Genomic DNA, 26,694 nt, shown 5'->3' on the forward strand with positions numbered 1-26,694 from the left:
ACACTCGATGAACATCCGTGTTGGCACCGCGTCGTGGACCGATCCGACGCTCATCAAAAGCAAGCGCTTCTATCCGCCCGGTTGTAGCAGCGCAGAGGCACGCTTGCGCTTCTATGCGAGCCAGTTCCCGCTCGTCGAGGTGGACTCCAGCTACTACTCGATGCCCAACGGCAGCAACTCCGTACTTTGGGTCGAACGCACGCCACCGGACTTCGTTTTCAACATCAAGGCGTTTCGGCTCTTCACAGGCCATCAGACGCCGCGCGACATGTTTCCGAAGGACATGCAGCCCGCGTTGCCCCAGAACGGGAAGAAGAACCTCTACTACAAGGACATGCCCGAGGATATCCGGTCCGAACTCTGGAGGCGGTATTTCGAGGCAATTGTACCGTTGCAGGATGCGGGAAAACTCGGAGCGGTGCATTTCCAGTTCGCGCCGTGGATCACTTCCGCACCCGACGGTCGCGCGCACGTCGAGCATTGCGCGGAACGAATGGAGGGCCGCTGTCTGATGGCCGTCGAGTTTCGCAACCGTAGCTGGTTCGACACGAAGCATGCTGCGTCGACCCTGGCGTTCGAGCGCGAACACTTACTGGCAAACGTGGTCGTTGATGAACCGCAAGGGCCCGCCAATTCGATTCCGTCGGTATGGGAAGTCACCAACCCTGCTCTTGCTCTGGTGCGCCTTCATGGACGTAACCACGAAACATGGAATATCAAGGACGCCACGGCTGCGAGCGATCGATTCAACTACGACTACAACGATAATGAGTTATCCGAACTGGCTGGAAAGATCAGGAAAATTGCGGCGACCGTTGCGCAGACTCACGTCGTGTTCAACAACAACTACGAGGACCAGGGGCAGCGTAACGCGCGAACACTCATGGGATTCCTCGGCGATACCTCGGTAACCGCGACGTGACAATCGACCGGCCGCGACGCATCGCTCATCTCGACATGGACGCTTTCTACGCGTCCGTTGAGCTGCTGCGTTATCCCGAATTGCGCGGCCAACCGGTCGTGATCGGTGGCGGCCGCGACGCCGCGCCTCAAATGTTGCCCGATGGAACGCGCCGCTTTGCGAAGCTGCGTGACTATGTGGGCCGCGGCGTGGTGACGACTTCGACCTACGAAGCGCGCGCGCTGGGTGTGTTCTCTGCAATGGGCATGATGAAAGCGGCCAAACTCGCGCCGGACGCGATTCTCCTTCCGACCGACTTCGATTCGTACCGGCGGTATTCGAGGCTCTTCAAGGACGCGGTAGGAACATTTACTGACCAGATCGAAGATCGAGGCATTGACGAGATTTTCATTGACCTGACGGACGTAGAGGGTGAGTCCCACGAGCTCGGGATGCGGATCAAGGCCGCCGTGCGCCAGGCCACGAACCTCACCTGCTCCATTGCGATTGCGCCAAACAAACTGCTCGCAAAGATCGGATCCGAACTGGACAAGCCTGACGGGCTCACGCTCCTTACGATGGCGGATCTCGAAGCGCGCATCTGGCCTCTCGCAGCGAAGAAGGTCAATGGTATCGGCCCCCGTGCGAATGATCGTCTCGCGAGCATTGGGATTGTGACGGTCGGTGAGATTGCTGCTGCAGACCCCGCGCGGCTGCAGGAACAATTCGGACGCACATACGCTGAGTGGCTGGCGAGAATCGCGCGCGGAATCGACGACCGCGTCGTCGTTGTCTCCTCCGAACCAAAGTCCATGAGCCGCGAAACAACGTTCGAGCGAGATATGCACGTGGCCCGCGACCGCGCGATTCTGACACCGGCGCTAACGGGGCTATGCGAACGGGTTGCAGGGGATCTGCAGCGCAAAGGATACGCGGGCCGCACTGTGGGGCTGAAGATCAAGTTTGCAGACTTCAAGATCGTGACTCGCGACCTGTCGTTCGCCGATCCCGTGGCGGATACAGCGGCCATCCGGCGAGCGGTAGGCGAGTGTTTGAAGCGGGTGACGCTGGATCGGCGGATTCGGCTTATCGGTGTGCGCGTCGGCTCGCTGGGGCCGGCGGCAGATGACACCCCGCCTGTGCGTCCGGTGCAGCGCGAACTGCCGTTCGATAGCTGAAGCCCCCCCGACGATGGTTAGTCTTGCTCGACCGGCTGCGCACCATCGAGCGGGGTTTCGGCCGACCTGTGGAAAGCGAAGTAAATGCGAAAGCGCCTGCCGTTCGGTGGCCGAAGACCCATGTATCTCATGCGGTCATTCGTCCAGCCGTTGCGCGTTATCTCCAGGGATTCTGCGTTGACCATCGCTAGCAGTTCGTTGTAGCTCTTTATGTCACCATTATTGATGGCGTTTTGAAAAAATGCCTTCAACGAAAATCGATCGTCCATGGAAAAGGAAGTCGTATGTACTTTGTTAACGGGCCATCATGGCGGCTACCCCGGGAGCGACGTCGTTAGCGCGTCGTTGCATCTGAAACTATAACTCCCTGGTACTACGAATTCGGAGTGATGCAAAAATATTTTGCTTGACGCTAATAGGCCAGGTGACGCCGAGCCCATTGAGGACAGCGCGATCTCTCCATATGATTCAATTTCACGGAGAATTTTCATGACTGGTGCATCGAAAAGCATGAGTGCAAGATTTGGGCACATCAAGCGCCGACTCATAAGGGATGAGCCACTTACAGGAGACCTTCTGAAATTGGCGCTGGATGTCGTTGGCGATGGCGACTCAGGCGATGCGCAAATAGACACAATCGCTAACAAACTCATGTCCGGCCAAAAGCTGGGCACCTACGAACTTCATCTTATGGTCGATGTGTTCTTGCTGCATGCGAGGCTAGCGTCCGCCAGTGCCCTCGCTAACGACCAATTTGAGCCAAAGGCGTAAACTGGGTCATCGACCGTCGCAGAAGGAGAGGACAAGATGGGTGAGATCACACTTCAGGACTTCTGCGCGGATGCCAGCATGCTGCTGCGCGACCAGCCGCGCTGCACTGCCGCCCGGCTGTCACAGCACGTCATCGCGTGGTGGGACGGCCGCAACCTCGTTTTCGCTTTTCTGCGTGAGGATAACGAAACGCTGATCGAGGAAGAGTTCGATCCTTTCGATCTGCAATGGCACGAATGGGCCGTCGCTTTCCAACGTTGGCTCGCTGCGCCGGTATACGAGGGGTTCGATGAAATCGAGCATTGGATGCGCGAGTCTCCCCCTTTCGAAGCCGGTCGCGTCGACTAGGTCGCCTGGCAATCAGCCGGGTAGGCGAAAGACCGGGCGGGCGCCGTCGAGTCGAAAAGGCACACGAAAATCACTACCTTTTGATCAGATCGCCGACCACTTTCCCGGCCATACAACCCATCCCCTCTGCTACTCTCGTAGCACCCGATGCGCGCGACAAAGTGTGTGCCCAGAAAAGAGAAAGCCCGCCCGTCCTTGCGCAAGTACGGGCGGGCTTTGTGCAAAAAGCGGACTTCAGGCGGCAAGCACCAAACGATGCTGGTCACCGACTGTCGGCGTGGCCCGTGTCCGGGCGCTATCCATCCACCGGGACATCACGGCTGAGCGATGCGCAATAGTATTGGCAATGGCGCGTTCTCGAGCATCAACGCGTGCCCCGTAGTCCCAGGCCATCGAATCCACGGACGCGATCCAGTCGAACGCCCTGAGCTTTTCAAGGCACTGACCTTTCACGCCGAAAAGATGAAGCTTCGAGCCGGGAGGTAAGTGTCCTTCAAGGCCAGCTAGCACCGCATAGAGGCCGTGACGCGGGTCATTGAGATTTCGGCGACAAACCGAACCAAGCCCGATCAGCGTTGGTTCACCCAGCCATGGTCTCCAGCGTTCCCACACCGATAGCAGCAGGTCGAGGCTGCGGCGGTACTCGTCGACCGAGTATCCCTGAATGACGGGCACCGGCACGGGCACGAGATTGCTCACGGTTCGGCTGTCGTTGTCGCGTGAGAGTCGTTCCTGCCACGCGTACACCACGCGCAGCGTTCCCTCCAGCATCGTCGCCGTTGCCCGAATACGATAGTCGATCGCCTCACGGTCGGTCGCGATCTCGGGCTCACAACACATGTCCGGTTGTGCGAACCACGATGCGCCGCACAGCGATGCAAGCTCGACGTACTGCTCGTAGCTCCACGGATACACCCCGGCAATACCGGCCTGCTTCCCGCGCGTCTTCCAGAGCTGCATGGCCGTGAAACCTGCACTATCGAGCGCGAAGTCCAGTTCCGTCAGGTCCGTCGCGTCGGGAAAGTGAAACTCCTGTCGCGCCGGATTCCAGAAGGCGTTCGCCGACACCATCGCAGCGAAGCTTTCCTTGAAAGCGTGAAAGGCGAGCTTGCCTCCACGATGGGGTATGCCAGCACGCACAGGCAGGCCACCGGCAAGATGAGTATTAGACTGGAAGAGAGGCATACCCGCGCAGCGGGTGTCGCAATTCTCGTTGTTCATGCAGCTTGCTCCTGTAAAGTGAACAGGGCAACACCCTCATGGGGCGTTGCCCCATGAGGGAAAGTGGCGCGTATCACGCCGTCAATGCAAAAAGGTCCATCTATACCGCCTCAAAAGAGCCTGTGGAGTCGCCGGGTGGGAAGCCCCGTCCCGAACCGGCAACGGGGCCTTCGAAGGCAAAGGAAAAGCCTCAGGTGCAGGACTTCGGATGGCTTGCCGGATAGATCAGCACGCGCCCGTCGTCGCAGATGCGGAAATCGCCCTGCTCGCCTTTCGGCGAATGCACAACGATCACAGGCGTTTCTGCCTGCGGCCGAACCTGCGCTTGCGTGCAGGAGCCGAAGGTCGAGGTACCGGCTGCTGCAACGAGCAGCATCAAAAAGTTGATCATGGTTTGATTCCAGAAAAGTAGAGTTGGCCGCCCCGTCAGGGGCGGAACATGAGGTCAGGCAGCGACGCGCTGCGGTGCGGGTTCGGACACGGAAACCGTGATCCACTGCCCGTCAACGAGAACGTCTCGCAGCCGCGAGCCATTGATCGTGTAGACGTGCTCGTGGCCCGTACGCGGCGACCCCGCGCGCGAGGTACCAGTGATGCTGCTCAATAAGGAGGGCTGCTTCTTCAACATGGCTGATCCCCGGAGTCAGGACGAGGAGCGCCCCTTGCGGGGATTCGCTCCCCACAAGGGTTAAAAGAAAAGTCATGCGGCCAGCGCTTCTACATCGATGACGCCGTCGGCCTCGAGAACAAGATCCGGTGTCTGCGAGATGAAGAATTCGCGCTCATAGCCTCCTTGCCGGAGAACCTCACGCTTCATCCTCATGAACTGCATCTTGCGCACGGGATCGAGCGGGCCGTCCGATTCATCGCTGAACAGCGTCTGGTACGTTTGCCCGGCATTGCGCGCGAGATACAGCGCAATGCCGCGAGTCAGGCTCTCGTTGATCCATACCTTCTGTCCACCCGACATCACCGATACCGCCTTGGTGCTGTCGTTGTCGGCGTCATGGACGAGGATCTCGAAGCCTTCACGCAGATCGCCCGACGCAAGTTCGCGCTGGGTTCGAATCTCGACGGTGAATCGCGGGCCATAGCACGCAAGCAGCAGGTCGTTGACCGTCTGCGTGAGTGCCGGGCCAGCATCGTCGATCGTCAGTGCCACGACGCCGTCGTTACCAAGACCTTTCGCAAGCAGCTTCCAGCTTGCGATCTCATCCGAGAGGCGTACCGCCCTCTCCTGCGTCGCGCCGACCCCGTCCAGTTCCGCCTTCATCGCCTCGCGCTGTGTTTCGCGCGTGGCATGGTGACGGATGAGCGTTTCGATACGCGCGTCGATCGCCGCGCTGGCCTCCCGGTTTGCGAGTAGCTGCCGGTCGAGATCGCCGATCGCGCCATTGACATCGGATGCAGAGAGTTTTGAGGACTCCGCATCGATATCGCGCAGCGCCGCCTGCAGCCGGGTCGTTTCCGCCTCACGGCGTTCCGCGACCTGCACCAGTTGCACATCGATGTCGGCAAGATCCGCTTTCGCCTGCGCCAGGCCACTCGCGGCCGCTTCGAGAAGCGGCTTGCGTGCAGCGTGAGCCGTGGCTGTTTCGAAAGTGCGCCGGACCGACGTGAGGGCTGCGTTGGTCAACCGAAGCTGCTCGCGTAGTGGCGCAAGTCGCGCGACAACGGGCGAGAGTTCGTCAGCGAGCGCTTTCTTCTCGCGATAGCTCCTGCGAAGCGATTCGACGGCGACGCGCTGTTCACTGAACTTGCCAGACGCTTCACGTGCCTGGGCAAGCAGCGGACAGCTCGCATGCATGGCATGACCAGCACACGGCACCTGATCGACCACGGCGGCCTGCTGTTGCAGCGTCGTGAGCAATGCAGCCTTCGTTGAACCTTGCGCCTGCAGGCCGCCAAGGGCCGCATTCGCTTCGGTCAACGCCGTCTGCTTCGGCTCAAGACCGGCGATCTCAGACTGAAGCGCCTGAATGCGCGCTTCCTGCCGTCCGATCTCCAGTTGCGCCTGATCGCATTGCGCCTGCGCACCTTCGATCGAAGCGCGCTGAGCTAGCGTCGACTCGTGAGCAGCTGTACTTTTCGTGACCGCCGCCCGTCGATCGTTGAGACGCCGCGTCAGTTCCGTCGCGTCCGATTGCACGGATGCAAGTGACCTCTGCGTTTCGCCTCGCAGCTTCGCCAGTTCGCGCAGGCGCGCCTCTGCCGTTGCCGACTCGGCCTGCTTCGCCGCGAGCGTGGCGCGCTGCTGCCCGAGCGTCTGCGCGGTGGCCAGAAGGCCCTCGCGCTCGCGCCGTGCCGTTGCGATCGATTCCGCGCCCATCGTGATCGCCCGTTCCGTCTGCGCGAGCGAATCGTGCTTCAGGGACAGGGATGCGAGCTCGCGCTGGATGCCGTCGAGCTTGCCGCCAAGGATCTTCGCGACGTCCGCAGCCTTCGCCGAGAGCGTACGCAGATGATCGATGTGCAGCAGTTCGGCCAGCAGCGACTTGATCTCGCCCGCGTTATAGGACGCAAGCGGCCGCCGGTTCTGCGCGGAAAACACGCTCGTAAAGAACGATTCGAGCGAGCCGCACACCGATTCGACGCAGCGGTCATAGGTGTCCGCCTTGCCGTCTGAACGTGTGCCATCGGGCGCGACAAACGGTTGCCAGAGACCGGCCTTGTCGAGCCACGCGAGGAAGTACTCGGCCTTGCCGGTCTTGCCGGGCTTGCGGAAGGCGAAGGTCGAGCGGTAGCGCACGTTGGCGTGCTCCCATTCGAAAATCTTCTGCGCCTGGACGCCACAGAGGTGGTCCCAGTACGAGAAGGCATCAACAGAGAGCTTCGCGGCATGCGAAGGCATGATGCGGTAGGGGTGCAGGTTGTCCATGAGTGTGGATTTCCCTGCGCCGTTTGCGCCCTTGAGCGCAATCAACCCCATCGGCAACGCCTGCAGGTCGAGTGTCACGCTTTCGCGCTTCATCCCGTCGCGCACGCCGATAAAGCCTTCGAGTGTGAGCATCAGCGGTCGCATGGCATGCCCTCCCCGACCGGCGAGTCGTCCAGATAGTCGGACGGCAGCCAGGGCACATCGTCATCGTCAGGAAACGACGCGGCGATGACCGGATCGGCCGGTTCAGGCGCCGGCACAATCGTGCCGTCAATCGCGCGCTCAAGCGCTGTGCAGGCCGCGCGAAACCGGGTACCTGCCAGCTTCAGCAGTTGGTCCCAGCTGTCACACGCTGTAAGCGCTTTCAGTTCACGAGGCGACCACTGGCTCGCATAGCCGTTGCTGTGCGACCAGAGCAGATTCGTCATCTCGACGTCGGGCGCCACAACGAGCTCAAGCTCAGCGGCGGCGTCTTCATGGACCATCACGACGAAGCCGTGACGGATTGCGATCACCGCGCCGCGTGAGGGCCCGTAGGGTTGATGGAAAAGCCCCGCTGTGAATCCGGCATACTTCACGAGAAGCTGCTGGATATCGCGCGCGGCGCAGGTTGCATTGAAATGCTGGACCCAGTCGGGACCGGCAGGATAAAGACCAAACATGGGGAACACTCCAGAGGGAAAGGACGGAGTGCGCCCCCTTCGGGAAATCGCTCCCCGCCAGGGTCAAAAGAAAATGGATGCAGCGGTTGCTGCGATCGATGCGCCAGCGGCGCGGGTGAACCTTGTTCCGGCAATGCGCTCATCTCAATTGCGGAGCGCACTGGCGGGACGCGGCTGGTGTCCACGAACGAGCGGGCCGTACGGGCCCCGCTCGCTGGATGGCGGCTGGTCAGGCCGCAAAAAGATCGCCTTCCAGCCAGTCGAGTGCGTCCCCCGGTGCGCCGCTCGCGCTGTGCGCGGGCGAAGCGACGATCGCAACCTCCTCAGGCAGGATTGCTTCGGCAGCAGGCTTACCTGCGACAAGTGCCAGCGGTGTGGCCGCCGGCGCCTCGTCGAGTTGGGCCAGTACGGCGTCAGCGATCGCGTTCGCATCTCCGGTTTCAAGCAACTGCAGACGTTCGAGAACAGGTGCTGCGGTGACGTTCGCGACCTCACACCAGCGGCCGAGCTTCGCATCGACCGATGTCTCCAGGCTGATGCCCTGTGCGCGGCTGCGCACAACCGGGAGAATGCGCGGTTCGATCTTCACGCCCTGCGCGTTCGCGAACATCGCTTCGATCGCGGCGCGATCGACCGACTGCCGATGCTCCTCGTCGACCTGCCAGCGAACGCGTACGAACGCATCGCCGGCGTCGTTCGCAAACTGCGCGAGACGCTCCATGTCGGGAGGACCATCGAAATCGATGCACACCATACGGCGCGCGGGAGTCGGGACCAGTTCGGCCGAGGCCTCATTGGTATCCGCCTCCCATAGCAGGTAACCCTTCTCGCCCTGCTCGCCAAAGTGAAAGCGGCCGATCGATCCGGCGTAGGCGACAAGCGAGCCGCCGCGTTGCCACGTCTGGTGCTTGTGGACATGACCAAGCATGAACGCAGAACACTGCGCGTCGAACAGCGCCGAGAGCGAGAACTCGTGATCAAATCCCGCCATCGTTACGCCGTGCTCCGTTTCACAGCCAACCACCGTGCCGTGCGAAATGCCCACAGTCGCGATGCCTGCTTCGCGCAGACGCGCATTCACCTGCCCCGACGCTGCCAGATACGTCGAGAGCACGTCACCGAGATCCGTCGCCGCGGCGAGTGCGCCAACACTCGCTGCGAACTGCCCCTTGTTGACGGTCGGCAGACAGGTGAAAGCGGCCTCGGGCCGCATCGCCAGTACCTGCGCAAGCTCACGTTCGTTGAACAACGGCCCCGCAGATGCATGGAAGCGCCCATTCGCGAAAGCCACCTGCTGGATGCGGCTTGCGATGAACACCTCGTTGCTCGAGCCCATGAGCGCGAAGATATCCAGCGTGCCGGGCGGTTCATGCGAGAACGTGCCCTGCAGCATGATCACAGGCATCGCGGACGCGAGACGGTGAATCCGACGCGCGAGGGCCGAGAGTGCCGGTGAATGCGCGTCGAGGCGATGATCAGTCGAGTCGCCGGAGACAACTGCGACACGTGCGCCACGCATGATCGCGTCGTGCGTGGCAAATATGAAGCAGCGGTCTGCTTCGTCGAGCCGCTCGGGCGAGTAATGCAGGTCAGAAAAATGGGCGATCTTCACGACGCACCTCCGTAAACGAAAAATGGCCGCCTGAAGGCAGCCTCGATGGGATAAACGCCGCATCGCGGCGAGAAAAAAGAGTCAGGCGAACGCGTCGCGAACGCGCATCAGCGTCTTGCCCAGCAAGCCAGCCCCGGAAGGGGCTGGCCGTGCTCAGTCAAGCATCGCTGCACGGACCGCAGTCTCGATCTCGCGATCAAGCGCTTCGCGATTCTCGAGTGCCGCTTCGAGGCGAGCGTTCATACCGTCGACGTCGACAGGACGTTGCGCCCAGCCGCGCCTGTACGTCGCGTGAGCGAAGACCCGGAAGTCGCGCTGTCGGTCCTCTACGCTGAGTCCAAGACGGGTGAGCAGGTCTGACATGCGCTCCCGCTTTTCTTCAAGCGTTTCCGGTTCCCGGAACTCGCGTCGTTGCTGATCAGCCCCTTCAACAGCCTCGCGTACGACGGTCGTGCCTTCGAGCGGAACATCACGCAGGACGCCAACGGGTTCCGCGGCAGGCATGAGCGGATACACGTTCGTTGCACCTTCGAGCAGCGCCGCAGCTTCCGACGCGGCCGCAAGCGCAGGCGGGTGATCCTCCGCACCATCGAGCAACGCACTGATGTCGATGTCCGCGTCGAGCACGGTGAGCATCTGCATCTGACGCACCGGTTCGCCCTGCTCGTTGATCCGTGTGATCTCGAATTCCCGCTTCGAAATCCAGAAGCGCGTGCCCGTCAGCTTTCCACGCGCGAGCGCCACGGTCTGCATCGCTGAATACGCCTTCTGCAGCACATAGATCGAGTTCGTCGGCAGTTCCATGAGGCCGAGTCCCTTGATCTCGGGGACCGCAAAGATAAAGCGCGCGGAGAGGTTGCACTGCCGTTGCTGGTACTGCGGGCACCCCTGCGGGTTGCACACGCCATCGGGAATGGCGTTGTCCTCGCGCAGGATGGTTGTGCGTGGGCCGAAGTTACGTTGCGCACGCTGGGCGCGTGCATCACGTTCGGGCGTCGCGTACTGCTTGCAGAAGCGCGTGCCGTCGACACCGTACTCGGAGAAGAACTTGCGTCCGGTCGTGCCCCACGTCGCCATCTCGTTCGGGATGTTGGCCATCCAGTCGTTGAAAGCGAAGACAAGGGGGAAACGATAGAGCTTCAGACCGTCACCGCGATCCTCGCCGTAGAGACGCAGGATTTCGTCAGCGACGTCAGGGTTGGTGAAATCCGAGCGACGGCAGGTGAAGTACGAGACATTGCGCGGCGCGAGCGCGTTTCTGATCTTGCAGCGCCGCTCGATCTCGTCGCCGATCTTCTCGAACGACTCGCCAGCACCAGCAAGCTGCTCGTAAAGCCTGACGGCCTGCTCGTTTTGCCTCGCGGCTGACGTCAGGACCTTGATGCCGGGACGGATCCGGCCGATGACGGGAGCACGAGGTGCACGCTCCTCGACGATGCTGCGCACAGGCACAGCGCCTAACGGAAGAACAGCGTTCATGAGGGTTTCCTTGCAAGAAAGAAGATCGCCGAGGTGCGCATCTCGCTGGCCGACTGCTCCAGGTTTGATGCCGCCGCCTCTCCGCGGCGTGTGGCGATATGGGACAGGAAAACGCGGCGCTCGTTGTCGGCGAGCATCGCGATCTGGGCAACCTCACAGCGCGCGCGCCAGGCGAGCGTTGTGGTGTCGATACTGGCGCGTTCGCTTTCGATCGTGCTGCTGATCGCGTCGGCTATGCGTTGGTCAAGACCATTGGGAAGAAGCATGGGCGCGTCTCCGGACAGGGAATGAAAGAGCAACGGACGAAAAAAAACGCGCTCCCCTGGCAAGAGGAACGCGTTCTGGATTCGGATGAAGATGACCCATACGCCACGTCCCTTCTGGGGACGTGGCGTACAGGGAGCCGCAAGGCTCATAACAGGGAACGTAAGGTCGTTCCCGGCGCGACATGATCACGTCGCGCGAACAGCCCTTTTCCGAAAACAGGAGTTTTCGCCGCAGGTTCACGGGTCAGTCCACTTCGATCGTTCTACCCAGACGGGACTGGAGAGAGACACCCGAATATCCGGGCTCGAACGATGTCGCGGCGCAAATGAATGCGGCCGGCAACGAGTATCACGACTGACGAGAGGGGAGCAGGTGGCGAGCCGCTCAGCACGAGAGATATTCCACACCAGCAGCCAGCTGGTCGGAGCATGCCGTAAGGGTACAACCCGGCACGACTTGAGGCAGAAGACGGACTCCGGGCTACGGAGTCGAGGTCGATGCGTCAGGAGACGCGAGCAATGGAGTCAGTATCGCCAAAATCCCGGCTCCGTGCGCCCGGAATGATGGCCAATATCGTGCAGCTTTTCCCGCAAATCATCAGACGAATCTGGAACACAATGGCGGATGAGAGAGACCACACCCAAAAAACATCATGGCCGCCGTTATAGAAACTGCGCCGCAGCCGGAGGAAACACCCGGCGACACGGCACAGCGCGGGGCGCCCGAAGCACCCGCCGCCCTCACTGCCTTTTCTTCAGTCACCGGGCTCAAGCCCATCGAGCGCCTGACGAGCGACACGCGTTACGCGAAGATCATCCCGGATTCCGCCCAGGTGACGACGCTGAAGTACAGCTCGATCTTCGTCCGGACCTTTCTACGCTCGGACTACAACTTCTGTGCCTCGAAGATCTCGGTTGCGCGCGAAGGCAAGCTGCGCGCGCTAGACCAGGCAATCCGGGAGACCAGCGAGTGGTTCACGATGGCGATCGCATGGACCGAGCAACTCGGCGCACGCCAGATTCCACGACGCTACGAGACGATTGAGCTTGAGGTCAAACGCCCGCTGGCAGGCCAGCTTGTCCGGTGCCTGACACAGTACGAGCGCCTTTTCGCCCGCGCGTGGTCGGCTCACGCTTCGCACCTGCTGAGCCAGGAGCGCTGCACCGCCACGCTCGCGAACGCCGAGAAGAAGCTCAATCGCGTCACGCTGCTGTGCGTGCCGGACAACGACGAGTACGACTTCGACGGCGCACGCCTCGAACGCTAAAAGCCTGCCATATCGCTTTCGTTCCAGCTTGACTTCCGGGCGGGATGGCTACGCTCGACCGTACTCTAGTAAGGATAACAAATGGAAATCGACCTTCGCGAAGTACAGGCGCTGCATGCGCGCTATGCCCGCGAAAACTTCGTCATCGACCTGGAAAGCCAGGTCAAGGCCCTGCCCGCGCCAATCCTGCTCGAGCACGAACCCGCTGCGAGCGGCTCGTCGTTTCGGCGGGCGTGGACTGCGCACTGGAGGATTGGCCGCGCCGCGCTGATGATTGTTGGCGGTGCGGCCATCTGCGGGGCTCTCGGTATGGGAACGGCACGCCTGTTGCCGTTAATGCGCAGTAATCGTCCCCATGCAGACGCGGCCCACGATGCACAGGACAGTCCCGCGACGCGAGCGGGCAGTTCGCCCGACGCTTTCTCGCCGAGCGCGTCGCCCCCCGCCCTGACATCGCAGGATCTGCTCACCGAAGGTGGCCGCGCGAACTGGAGCGCCGCCGTGGATACCGCCGCGGTGCTGCGCCAGGCGCCGCAATCTCGCGAAGCTGCAACGACGAATTCCGCGAATCCCGGGCGGGTGCCTGACGAACAGAAAGCGCTCACTTCGCCGCTGCGTCAACACCTCACGCCGGCACCGCAGCCGCAGGCAAACGTGCCGGCGGCCGTGACGGCCGCCCCCGTCGCGACTGCAGCTGCCGGTCCGTCACAGCAGAAAGAGGACCAACCGGTACCGCGACCTGTCGTGCGACACCTGAGACACCCCCACATTTCGCCGGCCCGAACGGAACAACCGACGAACAACGAGTCCGCGAAGCCCCCGACAGCGCCCGTGCAGCGAAACGCCGACGTACAACTCTTCTGAATGACCGGAAACCATGAAATCACAACACACGCTCAACGTCACGCTGCTAGCGCCCGGTTCGACGATCGAGGGTAACCTCATTCTCGACCACGGCCTGAGTCTCTTCGGGATAGTCGACGGAAACCTCATCAGCAACGAAGGACTGCTGCATGTTGGGGCGGGCGGACTTGTGAAGGGGCAGATCGAGGGCGAGCACGTGCGTATCGACGGGACGGTCGAAGGCGACCTGCGCGCACGCGGTTCGCTCGAGATCAACGGGCGCGTGCGTGGAAATATCTTCTACTGCGGAACCATCAGGCTTGGGGAGCGCGCTTCCCTCGAGGGCCAGCTCAAACGCGTTGCGCGCGAACTAACGATCGAAAGTCCGGCAACTGTCCCGGAGCCATCGAACGTACAGCATCTGGCGCGTGCAACCAGTGCAGGCTGAGAAGAGTCGGAGTTTTTCAATGACAAGGGCTACGAGAACTCACTCGTTGACCCTCAAGGAACAGCACCGACGGTCGGGTTCATCAACCCAGTCGTGCCGGTGCCTCCGCAAAATCGGGCAGGCAAGTGCGCGCCCGTCGCGCGCGCGAAGCAGAAAGATTGCTTCAGACGCGGTCGTGGCGATCATGCAGACGCCTTTAGCGTGCAGACCACGCTCTTCTGTTGCATCGATGATCTCATCGGATTCCAGAGTGAGCCAGCTTGCGACCAGAGTCCGTTGGGATGTTTCGCGAGATAGTGCGCGAACGCCTCGGGAACGGCCACGTCGAATTTTGAAGTGAACCAGGTTGTAAGCCATTCGGGCGCAGTCAGACTCATACCTCGGGTATCCGGGATTCGTGAATGAAGCGCGTGGGCGGATTCTTGCGGATCGAGGTGATCGTGAGCGTTTCGCGCGCGCGCGTCATCGCGACGTAGAAGAGTCGTCGCTCCTCCGGCTCAGGGCTCTTCTGGTCGGGGACCACGTTTTCTTCCGAGCGCGTGATCCACACGTGGTCCCACTCCAGACCCTTCGAACTGTGCATCGTCGTGAGCACAAGCGCATCGGGAGCGGGCTCATTGTTGGCACGCTTCAGGAACTCGATGCGCTCGCTGAACGAGCCATTCAGGCGCGAAATAACCTCGTACGTCGCGACGATCGCGCGCTCCGCCGCGTCCTTGCGCACATACGACATCATCCACTCGCGCACGCCTTCAAGCGCCAGCGAATAGAACTGCCGCTCGCACAGGGTCTGCCATTCGGCGAGGCGCTTCATGAAGCCACGGTAGACCGTCGCAGTATCCTCGTTGAGGCCCAGTGCGATCAGATCCTTCTTCTGTTTTTGCGCGAGCGTTGCGCCCATCGCGTTGTGCAATGCCGTGAGGTCGCGCGTGCTCATACCTGCGTAGCCAAGCACCGCGTCCAGTCCATTGAGCTTTACGCGTTGGGCGATCTGCAGCAGGTTGCACATGAGCGCCCCTTCTGGCTGGTCGAGCACGGAGCGTCCCGATGCGCGGTAGTACTTCACGCCATACGAGCGACACACCGATTCGATTGCGTCCAGCACACGATTGGTGCGGGACAGGATCGCGCACGACTGACCGGCGACGAGCAGCGGCTGCATCGCCTCGACGGCGGCCGCCGCATCCTCATATTCATCGTTAAATCGTCGTGCGACGACGGTACCGCCGGCGCCCTTTTCCGCGTGCAGCACCTTGGCAATACGGTCGGTATTGTGCCGGATGAGGCGGTCGGCCGCCGCGAGGATCTCGGCGCGACATCGGTAGTTGCTCCCGAGTACGATGCGCTGCGCGTCGAACTTCGTGGCAAATCCCTCCATGCCCCGAAAGCCCATCGCCGCGCGAAATCCGTAGATGCTCTGGTCGTCGTCACCGACCACGGTTACGCGCGCGCCTGCGGCGGCATGCAACTCCACCCATCGATACTGCAGTGGATCGGTGTCCTGGAACTCGTCAACGAGCAGATCGGTGAACGCATAAGGCTCAATGTCCCCCGACTCCATGCCAGCGATGGCGAGGCGCAACATGTCCTGAAAGTCGATCTTGCCGTTTCGCGCGAGCGCGTCCTCATAGGCTTCGTAAAGAATCGCCTCGGGGGAGCCCTCGATCGCGTGTGTGATACCCGTCTTGAGCTGCTCGATGACGGGAACCGCTTCCTCGACCTTCCAATTCAATCCCGTCTCGGCTAGCACGCGCATCAGCAATCCGGTCCGGTCACCGTCCGATGCTATATCGCGGCGCTTGCCACCGGGCCTGGCAAGCTGCCGAAATCCCAACGAATGAAACGTGCCAGCTATCAGCCGCGACTTGGCGCCCGCGCCAGCAAGCGCGAGGATGCGATCGCGTAACTCCATCGCCGCATCCTTGCTGAAGGTCACAGCGCCTACCCTGCTGCCAGGCGCGGCGAGCAGTGATGCCGCCTTGGACGCGATCGTTTTCGTCTTGCCAGCGCCGGGACAGGCCACCGCGAGGCAATGCCGCTGCGCCTGCGCAACTTCGAGCTGCCGGGGGTTCAGACCGTCGAGCATGGTTCAACGCTCAGAGGCCGCGAACCGTGGTCATCAGGCGCAGGTGGGTCATGTACCCGCGCACGCCCACCGGATGGAACTTGCGAAGAAAGCGGGCGGTTTCCTCATCAATATCGGACTGGTCGCGCACGCCGTTCCAGACCAGAAAGTCGAAGTTGTCCATCACCCGGTCAAAGCGCGTGATGACTGAAAGAACGCGCATGGAGAAACGCGAGTAGGCCTCCACCGTGATCTCCAGCGAAGGCTTGGTGACCGCGGGTCGGAAGACGATGTCGCCGCGCTGTGTCATTTCACGCTCGGTCCGCTCGCGGAAGCCATCAGCAACCTGAAGTTGCTCGTCCACATATGCCTCAAGCGCCTTCACCTGCTTTTCGAACCAGGTGTCCACGGTTTCCTTGTCGCGCTCGCCAAAGGTCGAATTGCCGAAGCGCTGGATGTTCAGGCTCATCCGGTTCAGGTACGGCCACCATTGCTCAAAAAGGGGCCGCAGGCGCGTATGGTTCAGGCGCACCGCCGCAGGCACGATCGCGGCGCCCGAGAGTTGCTTGTCCAGCAGCTGACGGCCGATCTCGCGGCGACGGCGAACGATCGCGGCGCGCTCGGCAGGCGGCAGGTCACGAAAGAGGCGACGCGTACGTTCGACCTGCTCACGCTTGTCGGCGGCCTCCGAGTCGGAAATCATGCCTTCACGCTGAAGCGTGGTCGCGTCGTTCTCCATTTGCTGGAGCTCGTTCTCAATCTCCTCGTCGTCTGCGCCGTCCGTCACGTTAGCCGCGGCTACAGCATCGGGCAGCGCGCTACCCGACTCCAGCGGCGTTGCGAGGGCGGTAGCGATTGCCGCGTCGTCGACCACGACAGCATCTTCGTTGTTGGTGCTCATGGTTTCGAATTCCTGTGAGAGTTGCACGCGCACCAGCGCGCGGCATTTACCTATTGTTGCGGGGACCGCACCGCGCTCGGAGGCAAAACGCGTGGAAATAGTGGGGCTTTTGGCCATTCGTCCGTAGCAGGACCGGCGACGACGGGCGCTCGTTTAGGCGCCTAAACGCTTAAACGCAAAAAGCTCACAAAAAATGTGAGCTTTTCGGGAATGAGAAGTGGACCGGCGGCGGTGTCAGGCCGACGAGCTGACAATCCAGAGCAGTAGAGGAAGGAAGATCGCGAGGATCGTCCACCACTGCGCGATGAGCGACACTGGGAGAACAAGAACGACAAACGCACAGCCCAGCACGACAAGGACACCATGCATTGCCAGGTGAAACGAGAGCGGGCTGGCGAAGCCCGCTGCTGCGGCGCGGATCCGGCGCCGCATCGTGCCGTCCACCCACGCTGCCATGCACAGCACGATCGTCCCAGCGAGCCACGCCTTCATCACCACCGCACGGTAGAGCGCTCGGTAGGTCTGCATCCAGAAGTGCCGGGCCCAGCCCCGCGCAAAGTCTCGCGTGCCATCCGCGTCAAATCCGTCGCCGCCGCCGCTCAATGTCGCCGCCACCGCGCCGGTGCTCACGAAAAAACGGCGAAACAACACGTTCGTCGTGTCAACCGAGGTCTGCGCACGTTCATCGCCGAGGGCCTGAACCGCCGACTGCGATTCGGCGTCGCTGATAGCGAAGAGGCCATCGTCCGGAATGATTGGGAGAAGGACGCTGGCGAGAAGTGGCACAACAAAGAACCACCACTTCACATGCCGAACGAACCTGCTGCTAGCCATAGAGCCACGCTCCAACACGGAAAATGAGGTAGGCAGGAAACGCGATCAGGCCAGCAACACCGAACCAGAACCGGGCCGGATTTCGAACGATCACAAGGGCCAGGCCGTACGCCCTGGCGCCTCGCCCGCGCGCGAACTCACGCGGCGCGGGGGCAGCGGGATCATCCTGCGCCGCCGCCGTTGTGAGCGCGCGCTGCGCGTCTGCCGGGTCAAGCCCCGACAGCAGCGCTATCAGGGTAGCTGTGAGCGACATCATAGTCCTCGAAGTAAAGCCGGAAACCCTCTCCGGTGAGCGAGCGCGCGGCAAGCTGGAAAGCGGCGGTCTTGTGCGTGATGCGTTCCGGGCACGCCTCGTCGACCATCTCGATGGTGCAATCGGGAAAGCGTGCCTCGAATGCCGTCACGGGTTCGAACATCGGGGACCATACGTGCAGACGTTCGCCCTGGCGTGCCACGTAGCGACGCGCGTACAGCAGATGTGCGCGGCGAAACAGACCCTGCATGAATGCAACGTGCGGTTCGCCAGTCTTGCGTACGCGCTTGTACGCAGCCAGTCCGTCCTCGAGCATTTCGCGCATCAGCGGTCCGCTCTCGCCGACGAACCGCTCGCCGATGAAGTCTGCCAGACGCGAACAGGCGAGTTCCAGTTCGGGTGCGAGCGTGAACACCGGCACGAGATGGGCCGAAAGCTTGTAGTCGCGAATGATTTTCTTGAACACGGTGGAAGTCATGCCTTTTTATATTTAGCCTTGCAGGATTGGAATACGGCCCTGATACACAGCGCCACCCGAGATGCGCATGAAGTACTGCAGGTTGGGCAGCCGCTGGATGAGCGCAGTTGGGATGAGCGGTGCCTTTTCCAGTTGCAGCGAACGTGTGATGCCACCGTTAAATTCACCGATGTGGCCTTCACTGCCACGGCTCGTAGACCCGGAAATCTGGATATTGCGGATCGCTGTCTCCCCGACCTTGTCCGAGAACCACTGTGCCGTGTCGCTGTCCTCCAGTCTAAGGATTACCTGGTTATTGAGGTTGCCCAAAACCTGCAGCATCTTCGCGGCGTTTCCGAGTTTCGCCTCCAGGTCCGAGCGCGTCTGGAATGCGACGAACGCCTTGAAGCCCGCGCCGCGGCCCTTGTTCAGGATCTGGATGACCTGTTCGTTGATCGCTTCGGCAACCTCATCGATGACCAGAACGACATCAGGGTTCGTCTTGTAGAAGTTGTAGATAGCGCCGCACACGGCCGCCACGTCGGCAAGCACGAGCGACGCGATGGCCTTTTGCACGATGCTGTTCGAGAGCGAGTCGAAACCCATGTAGAGCACCGCTTTCTGCTTGATGATGCGGTCGATGTCCCATATCTCGCGCTCGTCCTCAAAGTCCTCGACCTTCGGTGCGAGCATGAGGCCCGTCTCACCGGTGGCCAGCATCTGAAGCAACGGCATGACCGATGCAATCACCCGCGTGTAGTGGTCGCGATCGTGCGTGTGTGTGGCGATAAGCCCGTCGATTGCCTCGTGCCCGTGGTCCTCGTGTGCGTACCGTTCGTTGTAGAGCAACACCATCGCATCAACGCGCGACACGCTACCGGGCTTGCCGCCTATCTGCGTTTTCGTGGTCGCGACGAGCTCCTCCCAGTTCACGAGCCCCGCGTCGCGGAAGAAGCGTTCGAGGCTGCGCTCCAGAAGCTTGGCGACGCCTGCCTGTGCGTATGTCAGGATCGAACGCAGATTCGGTTTGTCGCCGACATACAGTTCGCCCTTCACCGCGCGGTCGATGAAGAGGAACGCGAAATCGCGGAACGGCCCCTCCTCCATCAGTTGGGAAATGCGCCCTGGAATTTCGGAAGGTTGCGACCAGTTTTCGAGCGGGTTCAGGCGGATCGACTCATGGGGCTTCGCCTGGCTGAAGTACAGGAACTTGCGTCCAGCGCGTTCGCATTCGCGCTGCACGCGAGCCTTCCAGTCCTTGTCGTTCTTTGGGTCAATGACGATGAGCACGTCGCCCAGATGGATGACCTGGCTGGACAGTACCTCGTAGGTGCGAGTCTTCCCGGAGCCTGTCGTGCCACCTACCGCCGTATGGCCGCCCATCGCCTTGTAGTGGAATGGCACGAACCCCTTGTCGGGCTCCATGCCGTGAATCCACGACGCGCCCTGCGGCATGCGGTCCCGGATGCTGTCGGCAGGCGCGAAGATTTTCTCGATCGCTTCCTCGATCTGGCGACCACGCCGCGTCTTGCCCAGCCACTTCGGGAGCCCTGGAATGTCGGTAGTCGGCATGCGCAGAATGTCGTGCGCGATCTGGCAGTGCTTCTGCGTCCACTCGAAGCCCATGCCGAGGTACATCGAATCGCTTTCCTCGCGCATGCGCTTCTGGATTCGCAGCAGGCGCGGCACGTCAAGCGTGGTGAGCCACTTGGTCGAGATCGCCATGCGAAACCGCAGCGCTTTCCATACCTGCCGACCACGAAGCAGCAACGGCAGGAGCGCGGCGAGCCCAAAGATCCAGCCGTATGGCATACCGGTGAACGGCAGGACCACGAAGGCGACGAGCCAGAAGATCGTCGCGCGGAACTCGTATATTGGCCGGAAATGATTGATGTAGCTTGTCGTGGCGTTCATTCGGCGCCTCGTTCGAGGATCAATTCACCCGCGCGCGGCGCGAGCACGATTTCCGCCTGCACATTTGCGACGAGCAGTTTTCGTTTTCGAAGATATTCAACGAGCGTGTCACTTGCTACGCCGTAGCTTCCGACGAGACGCTTGGACACAGCGAGCCCCTTGTCGGTCCAGTTGACCTTTGCCTTGTCTGCTGCAACGTCTTCCCGTAGAGCACGGAAAAACTCCCTGATCATGTTCGGCTGCCCTTCGAGAACCTCGTCGAAGCCTGCGGGCGTAGCCGCGGGCGCGGGACGTCCAGCCGGACGAATGGCGGCCGGATCGACTGACGCCTGTGGCGGCTTCTCGCCTGCAAACGGCAGGCCAAGCTGCGAATCGTCCTTCTTGCGCGACTCTGGTGATCGCAACGGCTCGCCAGTCTCGAGAGGAGGCACGGTCGATGGCGTTGCGTCGACAGTTAAGGGCGCAGCGGATGCCGGGACGCCAGCGGCCGCAACTGTAGCGCCTGTCGTCGCGCCTGCGCTGGATGCCGTCGCCGCCGGTTGTGCGAGTGTCTCGGGTACCGGAGCATCGGGCCCACCGGGTGAAACGGGTGCCGCTGGTGTGGCTCCTTCGATTGGCGTTGCCGCCGGCGTCGGCATGACGACGGGCTGAACGGCCGCTGCAACGTTGATTGCGGGCGGCACAGGGTACTGAACTGCCTCGAAGACTGCGTGCTGCGCCTTTTTGTCAAAGTCGACGGCGACTGCTACAGCCTGGCGCACGACCTTATGCACGAGCGATTCACCAGGCGGCGCAACGACTGTTGGATTGATCGCCCCAAAGAGTTGGGCGAGCACCTCCGCCTCATATCCAGCCAGCAGTTCGTGGCCAATGAGGTTCTGCGCAAAGAGCGCCGTGCGCATACGCTCTATGGGCAGTGGTGCCTGCCTGCGCTGAACCGCATAGGTGTCACCGCTGAGCCACGGTCCGAGTGCTCCGTGTCCAGCCGGATTCCATTGCGCGCGGTCGCGGCTTCGAAGCACGATGAAATGCCGGTAGGGTTCATCGAGCCCCGAGCAGAGCGCCGCCAGAAAGACCGCATGGTTGTATTGCGGTTCGACGTGGCGTCGCCTTTCCGATGACAGGTTCGTTCCAAACTTCTGTCCACCAGCAAGCCGCATCGCGTAGAACGCGGTTTCCACCGTGCAGCGGAACGCCCCGCCGGGTTCGCGATAGAGCTCAGGCGAATACGGGAGGCTGGAGAACCACGTTGCGCAGCGCGCGAGCAGCTCCCCCCACCGCAGACTGTAGTCACCGTCGTGTGCCTCGTTGGCGGCCTGGCGGATGAGCGAGACGCGGCGATCGTGCGCGGCGAGCAGCGCCGGGGCCTCCATTGGCTGATGCAGGGCGGTGCCGCTCACAGGATGCCTCCCGTCGCAACGCTGGCTGCCTTCTTCATCATCGAACCCGATGCATTGGCGCCGCCGCCAAACATGCCGGCCATCTTGGGAATTTCGAACGAAAGCAGGAATACGAAGAGCGAAAGGTCGAAGACGTACGACGCGCCTTCGGCCGTCGACAAGCCCATGGAGGTTGCTTCATCGATCGCGCTGTTCAGCGACGTGGCAACGAGCTTGAGCAGGATCGCCGAGACCACACAATACATGCCGGCACTGACCATGTAGTCAAGCCACGATTTGAAGTAGCCACGCGTGTACGACGAAAATCCAAGCGCTACCGCGATCTGACCCATCACAATCCCGACGGCTGCCTGGATCAGACCGAGGTTGTTCATGAAGGCGAAAACGATGCTGGTAATCACCAGAACGACGTAGGCGAGGAGCAGCGGGAACAACGAGATCGTGAGCGCGACATAGTTGGTCCACGACGTGCCGTTGTACGCCTTGACGACGGCCTCCATGACCGCGCCGCCTGCAGCTGCCATCGACGACGATACGCCCTGCCCTGCGCCCGACTGGATTATGTTCGCGAGCGCCTGGAACCAGTCGTAAAAGCCCGGCGCGAAGGTCTGGTAGCTCACGTAGATCGACGCGAAGATGCCGAGCGTCCCGATTTCCTCGAACACCGTCACCCACGCGGACACGGGATCCCGGGTGGCGGAGTACCGGATAAACGTCAGGACCAGCGTGATAGCGCCCAGACCTGCGGCGAACTTGTCGGCTTCGCTCTTGATACTCTGACTAACAGTGACCGCTGCCGGGATCGCCGCAGCAAAGAGCGACGCCGCCTTTGCTGCCGCCCTGGTTGCGCCGGCTGCGATCTCGCCCTTGTTCATCGTCGAGCCGAACGTCTCGTTGCCCGACGACGATTGAGTGACCGTGGTGCCGGTTGATTCGGTGATCTGTTGCCCGAATGCGGGTGAGTCATCGGCCCATGCGGGTGCTGCGAGAAGCCCGAGGCTCACGAGGGCGAGCACGGGCAGGAACTGACGGAAGCGCATTTTGCCCCTCAATTCCCGTTGGGGAGTGCGTCGAACGCTGCGCGCTCGGCGGTCTGCTGTGCTGTGTACGACTGCGCGGCCGACAGCCGGTCCTTGGCTGCGGCGTTCGTCGACGCCTGCTGCTGGGCGTCGTTCTGTGTTTTGGCGGCCATCATCTGAAGCATGTCTGAGTTCTGGCTGCTGACGAGGTCCAGGTAGTGCGTCGTGAGTTCGGCCGTCGCTTGCTGGGTCGGCGTGAGCGACAGCTGCGACTGCAGGTCCGACCGGCGCTGCGCGAGGGTCTGCGTGTGCTGCATCACGTTGTTGCCCATCTGGAACAGATTGGTCGCCATCGCGTCCCCCTGCCTGTACAACTCGCTCATATCCGTGAGCCACTGGGTCGGCGACTTGCCGGACGTCGAAATAAGGTTCTGCACGTGGGTGATGTAGGACGAACCCTGCTGCAGACTTCCGTATAACTGGGTCAGCGTGGACGTGAGGCTGCCTACCTTCGAGATATCGCCGGTGATCTGGTCGTACTGCGCCTTCATTGCCGTCGGGTTCAGGTTCGTGGCCTGCAGCAACTGGTTCGCCATCATCTGGTACTGGTACGCGATGTTGGTGTCCTGATAGATCTCGCCCTTCACCGCTTTCGCAGCGGTGATGAAGTTCTGGGCGAAGTTGGTCGGGTCGAAGACGACGAGCTGGGCGTGTGCTCCCGAGGAGATGCACAGGAGCATTGCCGTAGTGGCCACGGCACGAAACAGGGTGTTTTTCACTTTCGGTTCCTCAATCAGAAAGAAGCATTTCGCGCATGTAGTTGTCCGTCCAGTTCGCGTCGCCAGACGTGAAGTGCCGGTCGAGCACAGTCTGCGCGCGGCCGTCTGCGCGCAAGGCGGCGAGCGTTTCCTTGTCAAAGCTCGCCTGCAGCATGCGGGTCTGCGTGGGCGTCACCCACAGGTAGTCGCGATTCGGGATCGCATTGACGATCATGTCGATCTGCCCTTCGCTCAGCCCGAACACATCGCCGTACAGCTTCATGTTGCTCCGCGCGTCGGGGTTGGCCAGATAGAAGATGTTCTGCAACTGTTCCTTGAGCACCTCGAAGTTCGCGACCCGCTCGAGCTGCTTGAGCGACTGCGTGGCGAGCGCGAGCGTGCCGTTCAGGCGCCGGATCGTCACAGCCCACAGTTCGAGTCGTGCATAGAAGCGTGGGTACAGGAAGAAGAAGCCGCATTCTTCGACCTCGATCACCGTGAAGCGCTTGCCGTCCAGCCACTGCGAGATCTGGTAAAAGGCGTAATCGGTAAAGAGGAGTGCCGCTTCCGGGTTGTTCTGGAACAGGTCTCCGCACTCGATTGAGAGGTTGTCCGAAAGCGAAAATGCGTCTTCGACATGGTCGAAGAAATTCCCGTTCTTTTCGCCCTTCGTCCAGATGCGCAGACGCTCACGCAACTCGGCCGACAGCAGCGTGGTGAGGAACGACAGGGTCCAGTACTCGTGGCCGTAGCCCGTTGCGAGCATCGCGACACGCTCGAAGATCTCGCGCTCCTGCGTCGGCGTGCATTTGAACGCATCATCTTCGATCGCCATCTGGACCCACGTCGCGACATACGCGTAATGACGTTCGTCCGAGAGCAGCGACAGGGGGTTGATCGGCGTCGCCGCTTCGTAGCGTCCTGTCACGTCGATGAACCGTCCTCCCGAGAGAACCGTCGGAATCCGGGTCGAGCGTTCCTTGTCGAAGCGGATGCGCCGCGCGTCGTGCCGCGCCATCTGGGAAAGCAGGAAGTTCAGCAACATCGTCTTGCCCGCGCCGTTCGGACCCACGACCAGCAAATGGGAGCGGCCGCCCGGGTGATGAAGAACGACGCGCTGGAGGGTCCGGTGGCGCGTGGGCAAGACCGTCGTCGCGCCGGTCTTGCGACCAAACTGTTGCGTCAGCCATTCGTTGACCTCAGGGCCTTCCGATACCCCGCGCACGGGCGCCACATCCGAGACAGCAGCGGTTTCTACGAACTGCAGCCGCTTTTGCTGGTCCCAGCGTCCCGGCAGCGTCGACGCCCAGGCCGCGCCCAGGTTGTCCTTTTCCATCACGAGACCGAAGCCCGCATTGCTCAGTCGCCCGACCACATCGGATGTCGCCTGGTCGCATTCCTCGATCGTGTCGCCGTAAACAACCACCGAAATGTTCGCGAACCCGTACTGCGCACCCTCGGCGGTGAGCTTCGTGAGCGCGTCTTCGGCCTCGTCGGCCAGGGTCTCGCGCCCCTTGTCGTTCTTTTGCTCTTCCTTCGCGAAGAACTGCTTCAGGATCGCCCACGGGTTGATCGCAGCCGCCTTGAAGAACTTGCGCACGGACTTGATGAAAGCTTCCGCGCGGCTCGTGCTCAGGAAGCGATACATCACGCAGATGTCGAGTTCCGCATCCACGTCGCAGAGCACGTCGAGCGCGGCTTCCTGGAATCCAAGCCATTCCTTGACCGCGATAATCTTGGCAAATCGCTTTCCATGCGCCGATTCGAACAGGAGATGCTCGGCGCCATACGTGACAAACGATTCGGTCAGATGTGTGTCGAGCATCGTGACCGGATAGCGCACGCGCCGCGGCGGCACGGAGGGATTGGCAGTCTGGTGCAGGTGCGCAAGTGCGTTCTGCAGCTCCAGACGCTTCATCTTCAGCCGTCCCATGCCGCCACGGAACGCATCGAGCAGACCCTCGAACCGGCGAATGTCGGCGGTCAGCTGATCAATGTCGAAGGCGAACGCATTACGCGTGAGTACCTGATCCCGGATTGCCTCGAAAACAGCGAGCGGCATGGACTTGCCACCGACCTTCAGGTGGTAGCCGACCTTCTCGAAGAACTTGTTGAAGCCGGTCTCCGGCGTGAAGGCCAGCGACAACGAGTGGGAGTTCCGAAAGAACCTCCCGCTTCCGATGTTCAGCCGGTTGATCTCGTCGAGCCGCGTGTCCAGCGGCGAAGCGAATTCGCCGTCGATTGCGCCCTTCACCCTGCGGTGCGAGAGTCGCCACCACGCGGTGACACGATGATCGAAGTTCTTGCACGCGTTATCGAGGTTGTTACGCGCCGCTGTGATATCGCTGGTGTTCGGGGTATCAGCGTCAACGCCATCGAACGTGAACGAGGTCAGCAGGGACCCGTCCTTGTCGAGGACGAGGTCCGGCGTAACCATGGTGGCCCAGGGGGCGATTTCCTGTATGGGCCGGCGCGCCAGCGCACGCCGTTTTCCTGTCTTCAGCATGACAGATCCTGATCGAAACCGTAGGGCCGTCGAAATCGGGCGGACCACTTTCCGCCCGGTGTCGGCTCATGGACGTCCGGGTAGCGGTTGTAGACGAGCATGACCAGACGCCACCAGGGGTCGCGCGAACTCATCCAGCGCAGGAAGAAGTGCATCCCCATGCCGAGGCAAATGAAGCCGATCGAGCTCACGAGGTCAAACCCGCACGCGTAGCAAAGCAGCAGCGTGATGAAGGCATTTGCCTGCGCGAGCAGCCGGTCCGCCCCGCCAATCTGGCGAGGCAGGGACAGCCCCCGGCTGACCTTGACCCGGTTACGTGCAGACATAGCTGATCTTGAAGTGGTCCTTGAGCACTGGAATCGCACAGGCTGCGAGACCGACGCCGACGAACACGCTGCCGAGCACCTTGCCGAGCGTGCTTTCCGAGTTCGCAATTGCGATGAATGCGATGATCATCACGACCAGACCGATACAGAAGAGCCAGGGGCCGCTGATGTAGTTCGAGATCAGACAGATTGCGTCCGTTGCCGGACCGAGATCGCTCAGGTCGGTCGAGGTAGCCGACGCGACAGGAGCGATCGCGCTGAGCGCGGCCGCAATCAGCGTGGTGCGCAGTTCCCGGCGGCTGAACAGGCGCGAGCACGCCGTGCGCGCCCGGCGCGTGGCGTTCTGAATGAAAGAGGCGAGGTACTGCTTCATCGTTGGTCCACTC

General features: G+C 61.6%; 27 protein-coding genes. 7 read left to right on the forward strand and 20 right to left on the reverse strand.

Annotation, left to right across the window (positions count from 1 at the left end):
* The first annotated feature begins 7 nt into the window (after nt 1-7).
* Together L5014_RS28420 and dinB are read left to right on the forward strand one after the other, a co-directional pair.
* Nucleotides 8-922, forward strand: coding sequence for a DUF72 domain-containing protein (locus tag L5014_RS28420; RefSeq protein WP_238467131.1), 915 nt, complete (start codon nt 8-10; stop codon nt 920-922).
* A gap of 2 nt (nt 923-924) precedes the next feature.
* Nucleotides 925-2,079, forward strand: coding sequence for a DNA polymerase IV (dinB, locus tag L5014_RS28425; RefSeq protein ID WP_338019346.1), 1,155 nt, complete (start codon nt 925-927; stop codon nt 2,077-2,079).
* 17 nt (nt 2,080-2,096) lie between these two features.
* Here dinB and L5014_RS28430 read toward each other — a convergent pair whose 3' ends face one another.
* The gene (locus tag L5014_RS28430; RefSeq protein ID WP_238467132.1) at nt 2,097-2,348 is read right to left on the reverse strand and encodes a hypothetical protein; all 252 of its coding nucleotides are present in this window, start codon (nt 2,346-2,348) and stop codon (nt 2,097-2,099) included.
* A 220-nt stretch (nt 2,349-2,568) separates the two neighbouring features.
* Between L5014_RS28430 and L5014_RS28435 the strand changes: the two genes are divergently transcribed.
* Together L5014_RS28435 and L5014_RS28440 are read left to right on the forward strand one after the other, a co-directional pair.
* Nucleotides 2,569-2,850 (forward strand): hypothetical protein, encoded by a 282-nt coding sequence (locus tag L5014_RS28435; protein ID WP_238467133.1) that lies wholly within the window; start codon nt 2,569-2,571, stop codon nt 2,848-2,850.
* Nucleotides 2,851-2,886: 36 nt separating this feature from the next.
* On the forward strand, nt 2,887-3,198 hold the full coding sequence (locus L5014_RS28440) for a hypothetical protein (RefSeq protein WP_238467134.1): 312 nt from the start codon (nt 2,887-2,889) through the stop codon (nt 3,196-3,198).
* 234 nt (nt 3,199-3,432) lie between these two features.
* Here the strand turns inward: L5014_RS28440 and L5014_RS28445 are convergent, their stop codons facing one another.
* From L5014_RS28445 to L5014_RS28480, 8 genes are all read right to left on the reverse strand, one after another.
* Nucleotides 3,433-4,419 (reverse strand): deazapurine DNA modification protein DpdA family protein, encoded by a 987-nt coding sequence (locus L5014_RS28445; protein ID WP_238467135.1) that lies wholly within the window; start codon nt 4,417-4,419, stop codon nt 3,433-3,435.
* 190 nt (nt 4,420-4,609) lie between these two features.
* The gene (locus L5014_RS28450; protein ID WP_238467136.1) at nt 4,610-4,810 is read right to left on the reverse strand and encodes a hypothetical protein; all 201 of its coding nucleotides are present in this window, start codon (nt 4,808-4,810) and stop codon (nt 4,610-4,612) included.
* A 54-nt stretch (nt 4,811-4,864) separates the two neighbouring features.
* Nucleotides 4,865-5,047, reverse strand: a complete 183-nt coding sequence (locus tag L5014_RS28455; RefSeq protein WP_238467137.1) for a hypothetical protein — start codon at nt 5,045-5,047, stop codon at nt 4,865-4,867.
* A gap of 72 nt (nt 5,048-5,119) precedes the next feature.
* Complete coding sequence (locus L5014_RS28460) at nt 5,120-7,441, reverse strand: AAA family ATPase (protein ID WP_238467138.1); 2,322 nt, start codon at nt 7,439-7,441, stop codon at nt 5,120-5,122.
* Entirely contained in the window at nt 7,429-7,959 is a 531-nt protein-coding gene (locus tag L5014_RS28465; protein ID WP_238467139.1) for a hypothetical protein, read from the reverse strand. The genes L5014_RS28460 and L5014_RS28465 overlap by 13 nt, the downstream gene beginning before the upstream one ends.
* A gap of 229 nt (nt 7,960-8,188) precedes the next feature.
* On the reverse strand, nt 8,189-9,571 hold the full coding sequence (locus L5014_RS28470; RefSeq protein ID WP_238467140.1) for a metallophosphoesterase family protein: 1,383 nt from the start codon (nt 9,569-9,571) through the stop codon (nt 8,189-8,191).
* A 153-nt stretch (nt 9,572-9,724) separates the two neighbouring features.
* Nucleotides 9,725-11,050, reverse strand: coding sequence for a recombination directionality factor (locus tag L5014_RS28475; protein ID WP_238467141.1), 1,326 nt, complete (start codon nt 11,048-11,050; stop codon nt 9,725-9,727).
* Complete coding sequence (locus tag L5014_RS28480; RefSeq protein WP_238467142.1) at nt 11,047-11,316, reverse strand: DUF7696 family protein; 270 nt, start codon at nt 11,314-11,316, stop codon at nt 11,047-11,049. The genes L5014_RS28475 and L5014_RS28480 overlap by 4 nt, the downstream gene beginning before the upstream one ends.
* A 653-nt stretch (nt 11,317-11,969) precedes the next feature.
* Between L5014_RS28480 and L5014_RS28485 the strand changes: the two genes are divergently transcribed.
* The 3 genes from L5014_RS28485 (at nt 11,970) to L5014_RS28495 (ending at nt 13,875) form a co-directional block, all read left to right on the forward strand.
* A complete protein-coding gene (locus tag L5014_RS28485; protein ID WP_238467143.1) occupies nt 11,970-12,584 on the forward strand; it encodes a DUF1845 domain-containing protein in 615 nt (204 codons plus the stop codon).
* A gap of 81 nt (nt 12,585-12,665) precedes the next feature.
* The gene (locus L5014_RS28490) at nt 12,666-13,448 is read left to right on the forward strand and encodes a hypothetical protein (protein ID WP_238467144.1); all 783 of its coding nucleotides are present in this window, start codon (nt 12,666-12,668) and stop codon (nt 13,446-13,448) included.
* A gap of 13 nt (nt 13,449-13,461) precedes the next feature.
* Nucleotides 13,462-13,875: a bactofilin family protein gene (locus L5014_RS28495; protein WP_238467145.1), complete on the forward strand. Its 414-nt coding sequence runs from the start codon at nt 13,462-13,464 to the stop codon at nt 13,873-13,875.
* A 373-nt stretch (nt 13,876-14,248) separates the two neighbouring features.
* On the opposite strand, the gene L5014_RS28500 is transcribed toward L5014_RS28495, so the two are convergent.
* From L5014_RS28500 to L5014_RS28550, 11 genes are all read right to left on the reverse strand, one after another.
* On the reverse strand, nt 14,249-15,961 hold the full coding sequence (locus L5014_RS28500; RefSeq protein ID WP_238467146.1) for an ATP-dependent helicase: 1,713 nt from the start codon (nt 15,959-15,961) through the stop codon (nt 14,249-14,251).
* A gap of 10 nt (nt 15,962-15,971) precedes the next feature.
* Nucleotides 15,972-16,841: an ATPase gene (locus tag L5014_RS28505; protein ID WP_238467147.1), complete on the reverse strand. Its 870-nt coding sequence runs from the start codon at nt 16,839-16,841 to the stop codon at nt 15,972-15,974.
* A 234-nt stretch (nt 16,842-17,075) separates the two neighbouring features.
* Nucleotides 17,076-17,648: an IncC plasmid conjugative DNA transfer DtrJ family protein gene (locus L5014_RS28510; RefSeq protein WP_238467148.1), complete on the reverse strand. Its 573-nt coding sequence runs from the start codon at nt 17,646-17,648 to the stop codon at nt 17,076-17,078.
* A gap of 236 nt (nt 17,649-17,884) precedes the next feature.
* Nucleotides 17,885-18,406, reverse strand: coding sequence for a hypothetical protein (locus L5014_RS28515; protein ID WP_238467149.1), 522 nt, complete (start codon nt 18,404-18,406; stop codon nt 17,885-17,887).
* Nucleotides 18,407-18,418: 12 nt separating this feature from the next.
* Entirely contained in the window at nt 18,419-20,299 is a 1,881-nt protein-coding gene (traD, locus tag L5014_RS28520) for a conjugative transfer system coupling protein TraD (RefSeq protein WP_238467150.1), read from the reverse strand.
* Entirely contained in the window at nt 20,296-21,699 is a 1,404-nt protein-coding gene (locus tag L5014_RS28525; protein ID WP_338019344.1) for a TraI domain-containing protein, read from the reverse strand. Before L5014_RS28525 ends, traD begins: the two co-directional genes overlap by 4 nt.
* The gene (locus L5014_RS28530; RefSeq protein ID WP_238467151.1) at nt 21,696-22,739 is read right to left on the reverse strand and encodes a type IV secretion system protein; all 1,044 of its coding nucleotides are present in this window, start codon (nt 22,737-22,739) and stop codon (nt 21,696-21,698) included. The genes L5014_RS28525 and L5014_RS28530 overlap by 4 nt, the downstream gene beginning before the upstream one ends.
* Before the next feature lie 8 nt (nt 22,740-22,747).
* Nucleotides 22,748-23,497 carry a DUF4141 domain-containing protein gene (locus tag L5014_RS28535; RefSeq protein ID WP_338019345.1) on the reverse strand — a complete coding sequence of 250 codons (750 nt, stop codon included), beginning with the start codon at nt 23,495-23,497 and terminating at the stop codon, nt 22,748-22,750.
* Between the two features lie 10 nt (nt 23,498-23,507).
* The gene (locus L5014_RS28540) at nt 23,508-25,982 is read right to left on the reverse strand and encodes a VirB4 family type IV secretion system protein (protein ID WP_238467152.1); all 2,475 of its coding nucleotides are present in this window, start codon (nt 25,980-25,982) and stop codon (nt 23,508-23,510) included.
* Nucleotides 25,976-26,308 carry a VirB3 family type IV secretion system protein gene (locus tag L5014_RS28545; protein ID WP_238467153.1) on the reverse strand — a complete coding sequence of 111 codons (333 nt, stop codon included), beginning with the start codon at nt 26,306-26,308 and terminating at the stop codon, nt 25,976-25,978. Before L5014_RS28545 ends, L5014_RS28540 begins: the two co-directional genes overlap by 7 nt.
* Nucleotides 26,295-26,681 carry a TrbC/VirB2 family protein gene (locus tag L5014_RS28550; protein ID WP_238467154.1) on the reverse strand — a complete coding sequence of 129 codons (387 nt, stop codon included), beginning with the start codon at nt 26,679-26,681 and terminating at the stop codon, nt 26,295-26,297. Before L5014_RS28550 ends, L5014_RS28545 begins: the two co-directional genes overlap by 14 nt.
* Nucleotides 26,682-26,694 lie beyond the last annotated feature (13 nt).

Source organism: Paraburkholderia tagetis (assembly GCF_022213065.1).
Classification (GTDB): Bacteria; Pseudomonadota; Gammaproteobacteria; order Burkholderiales; family Burkholderiaceae; genus Paraburkholderia; species Paraburkholderia tagetis.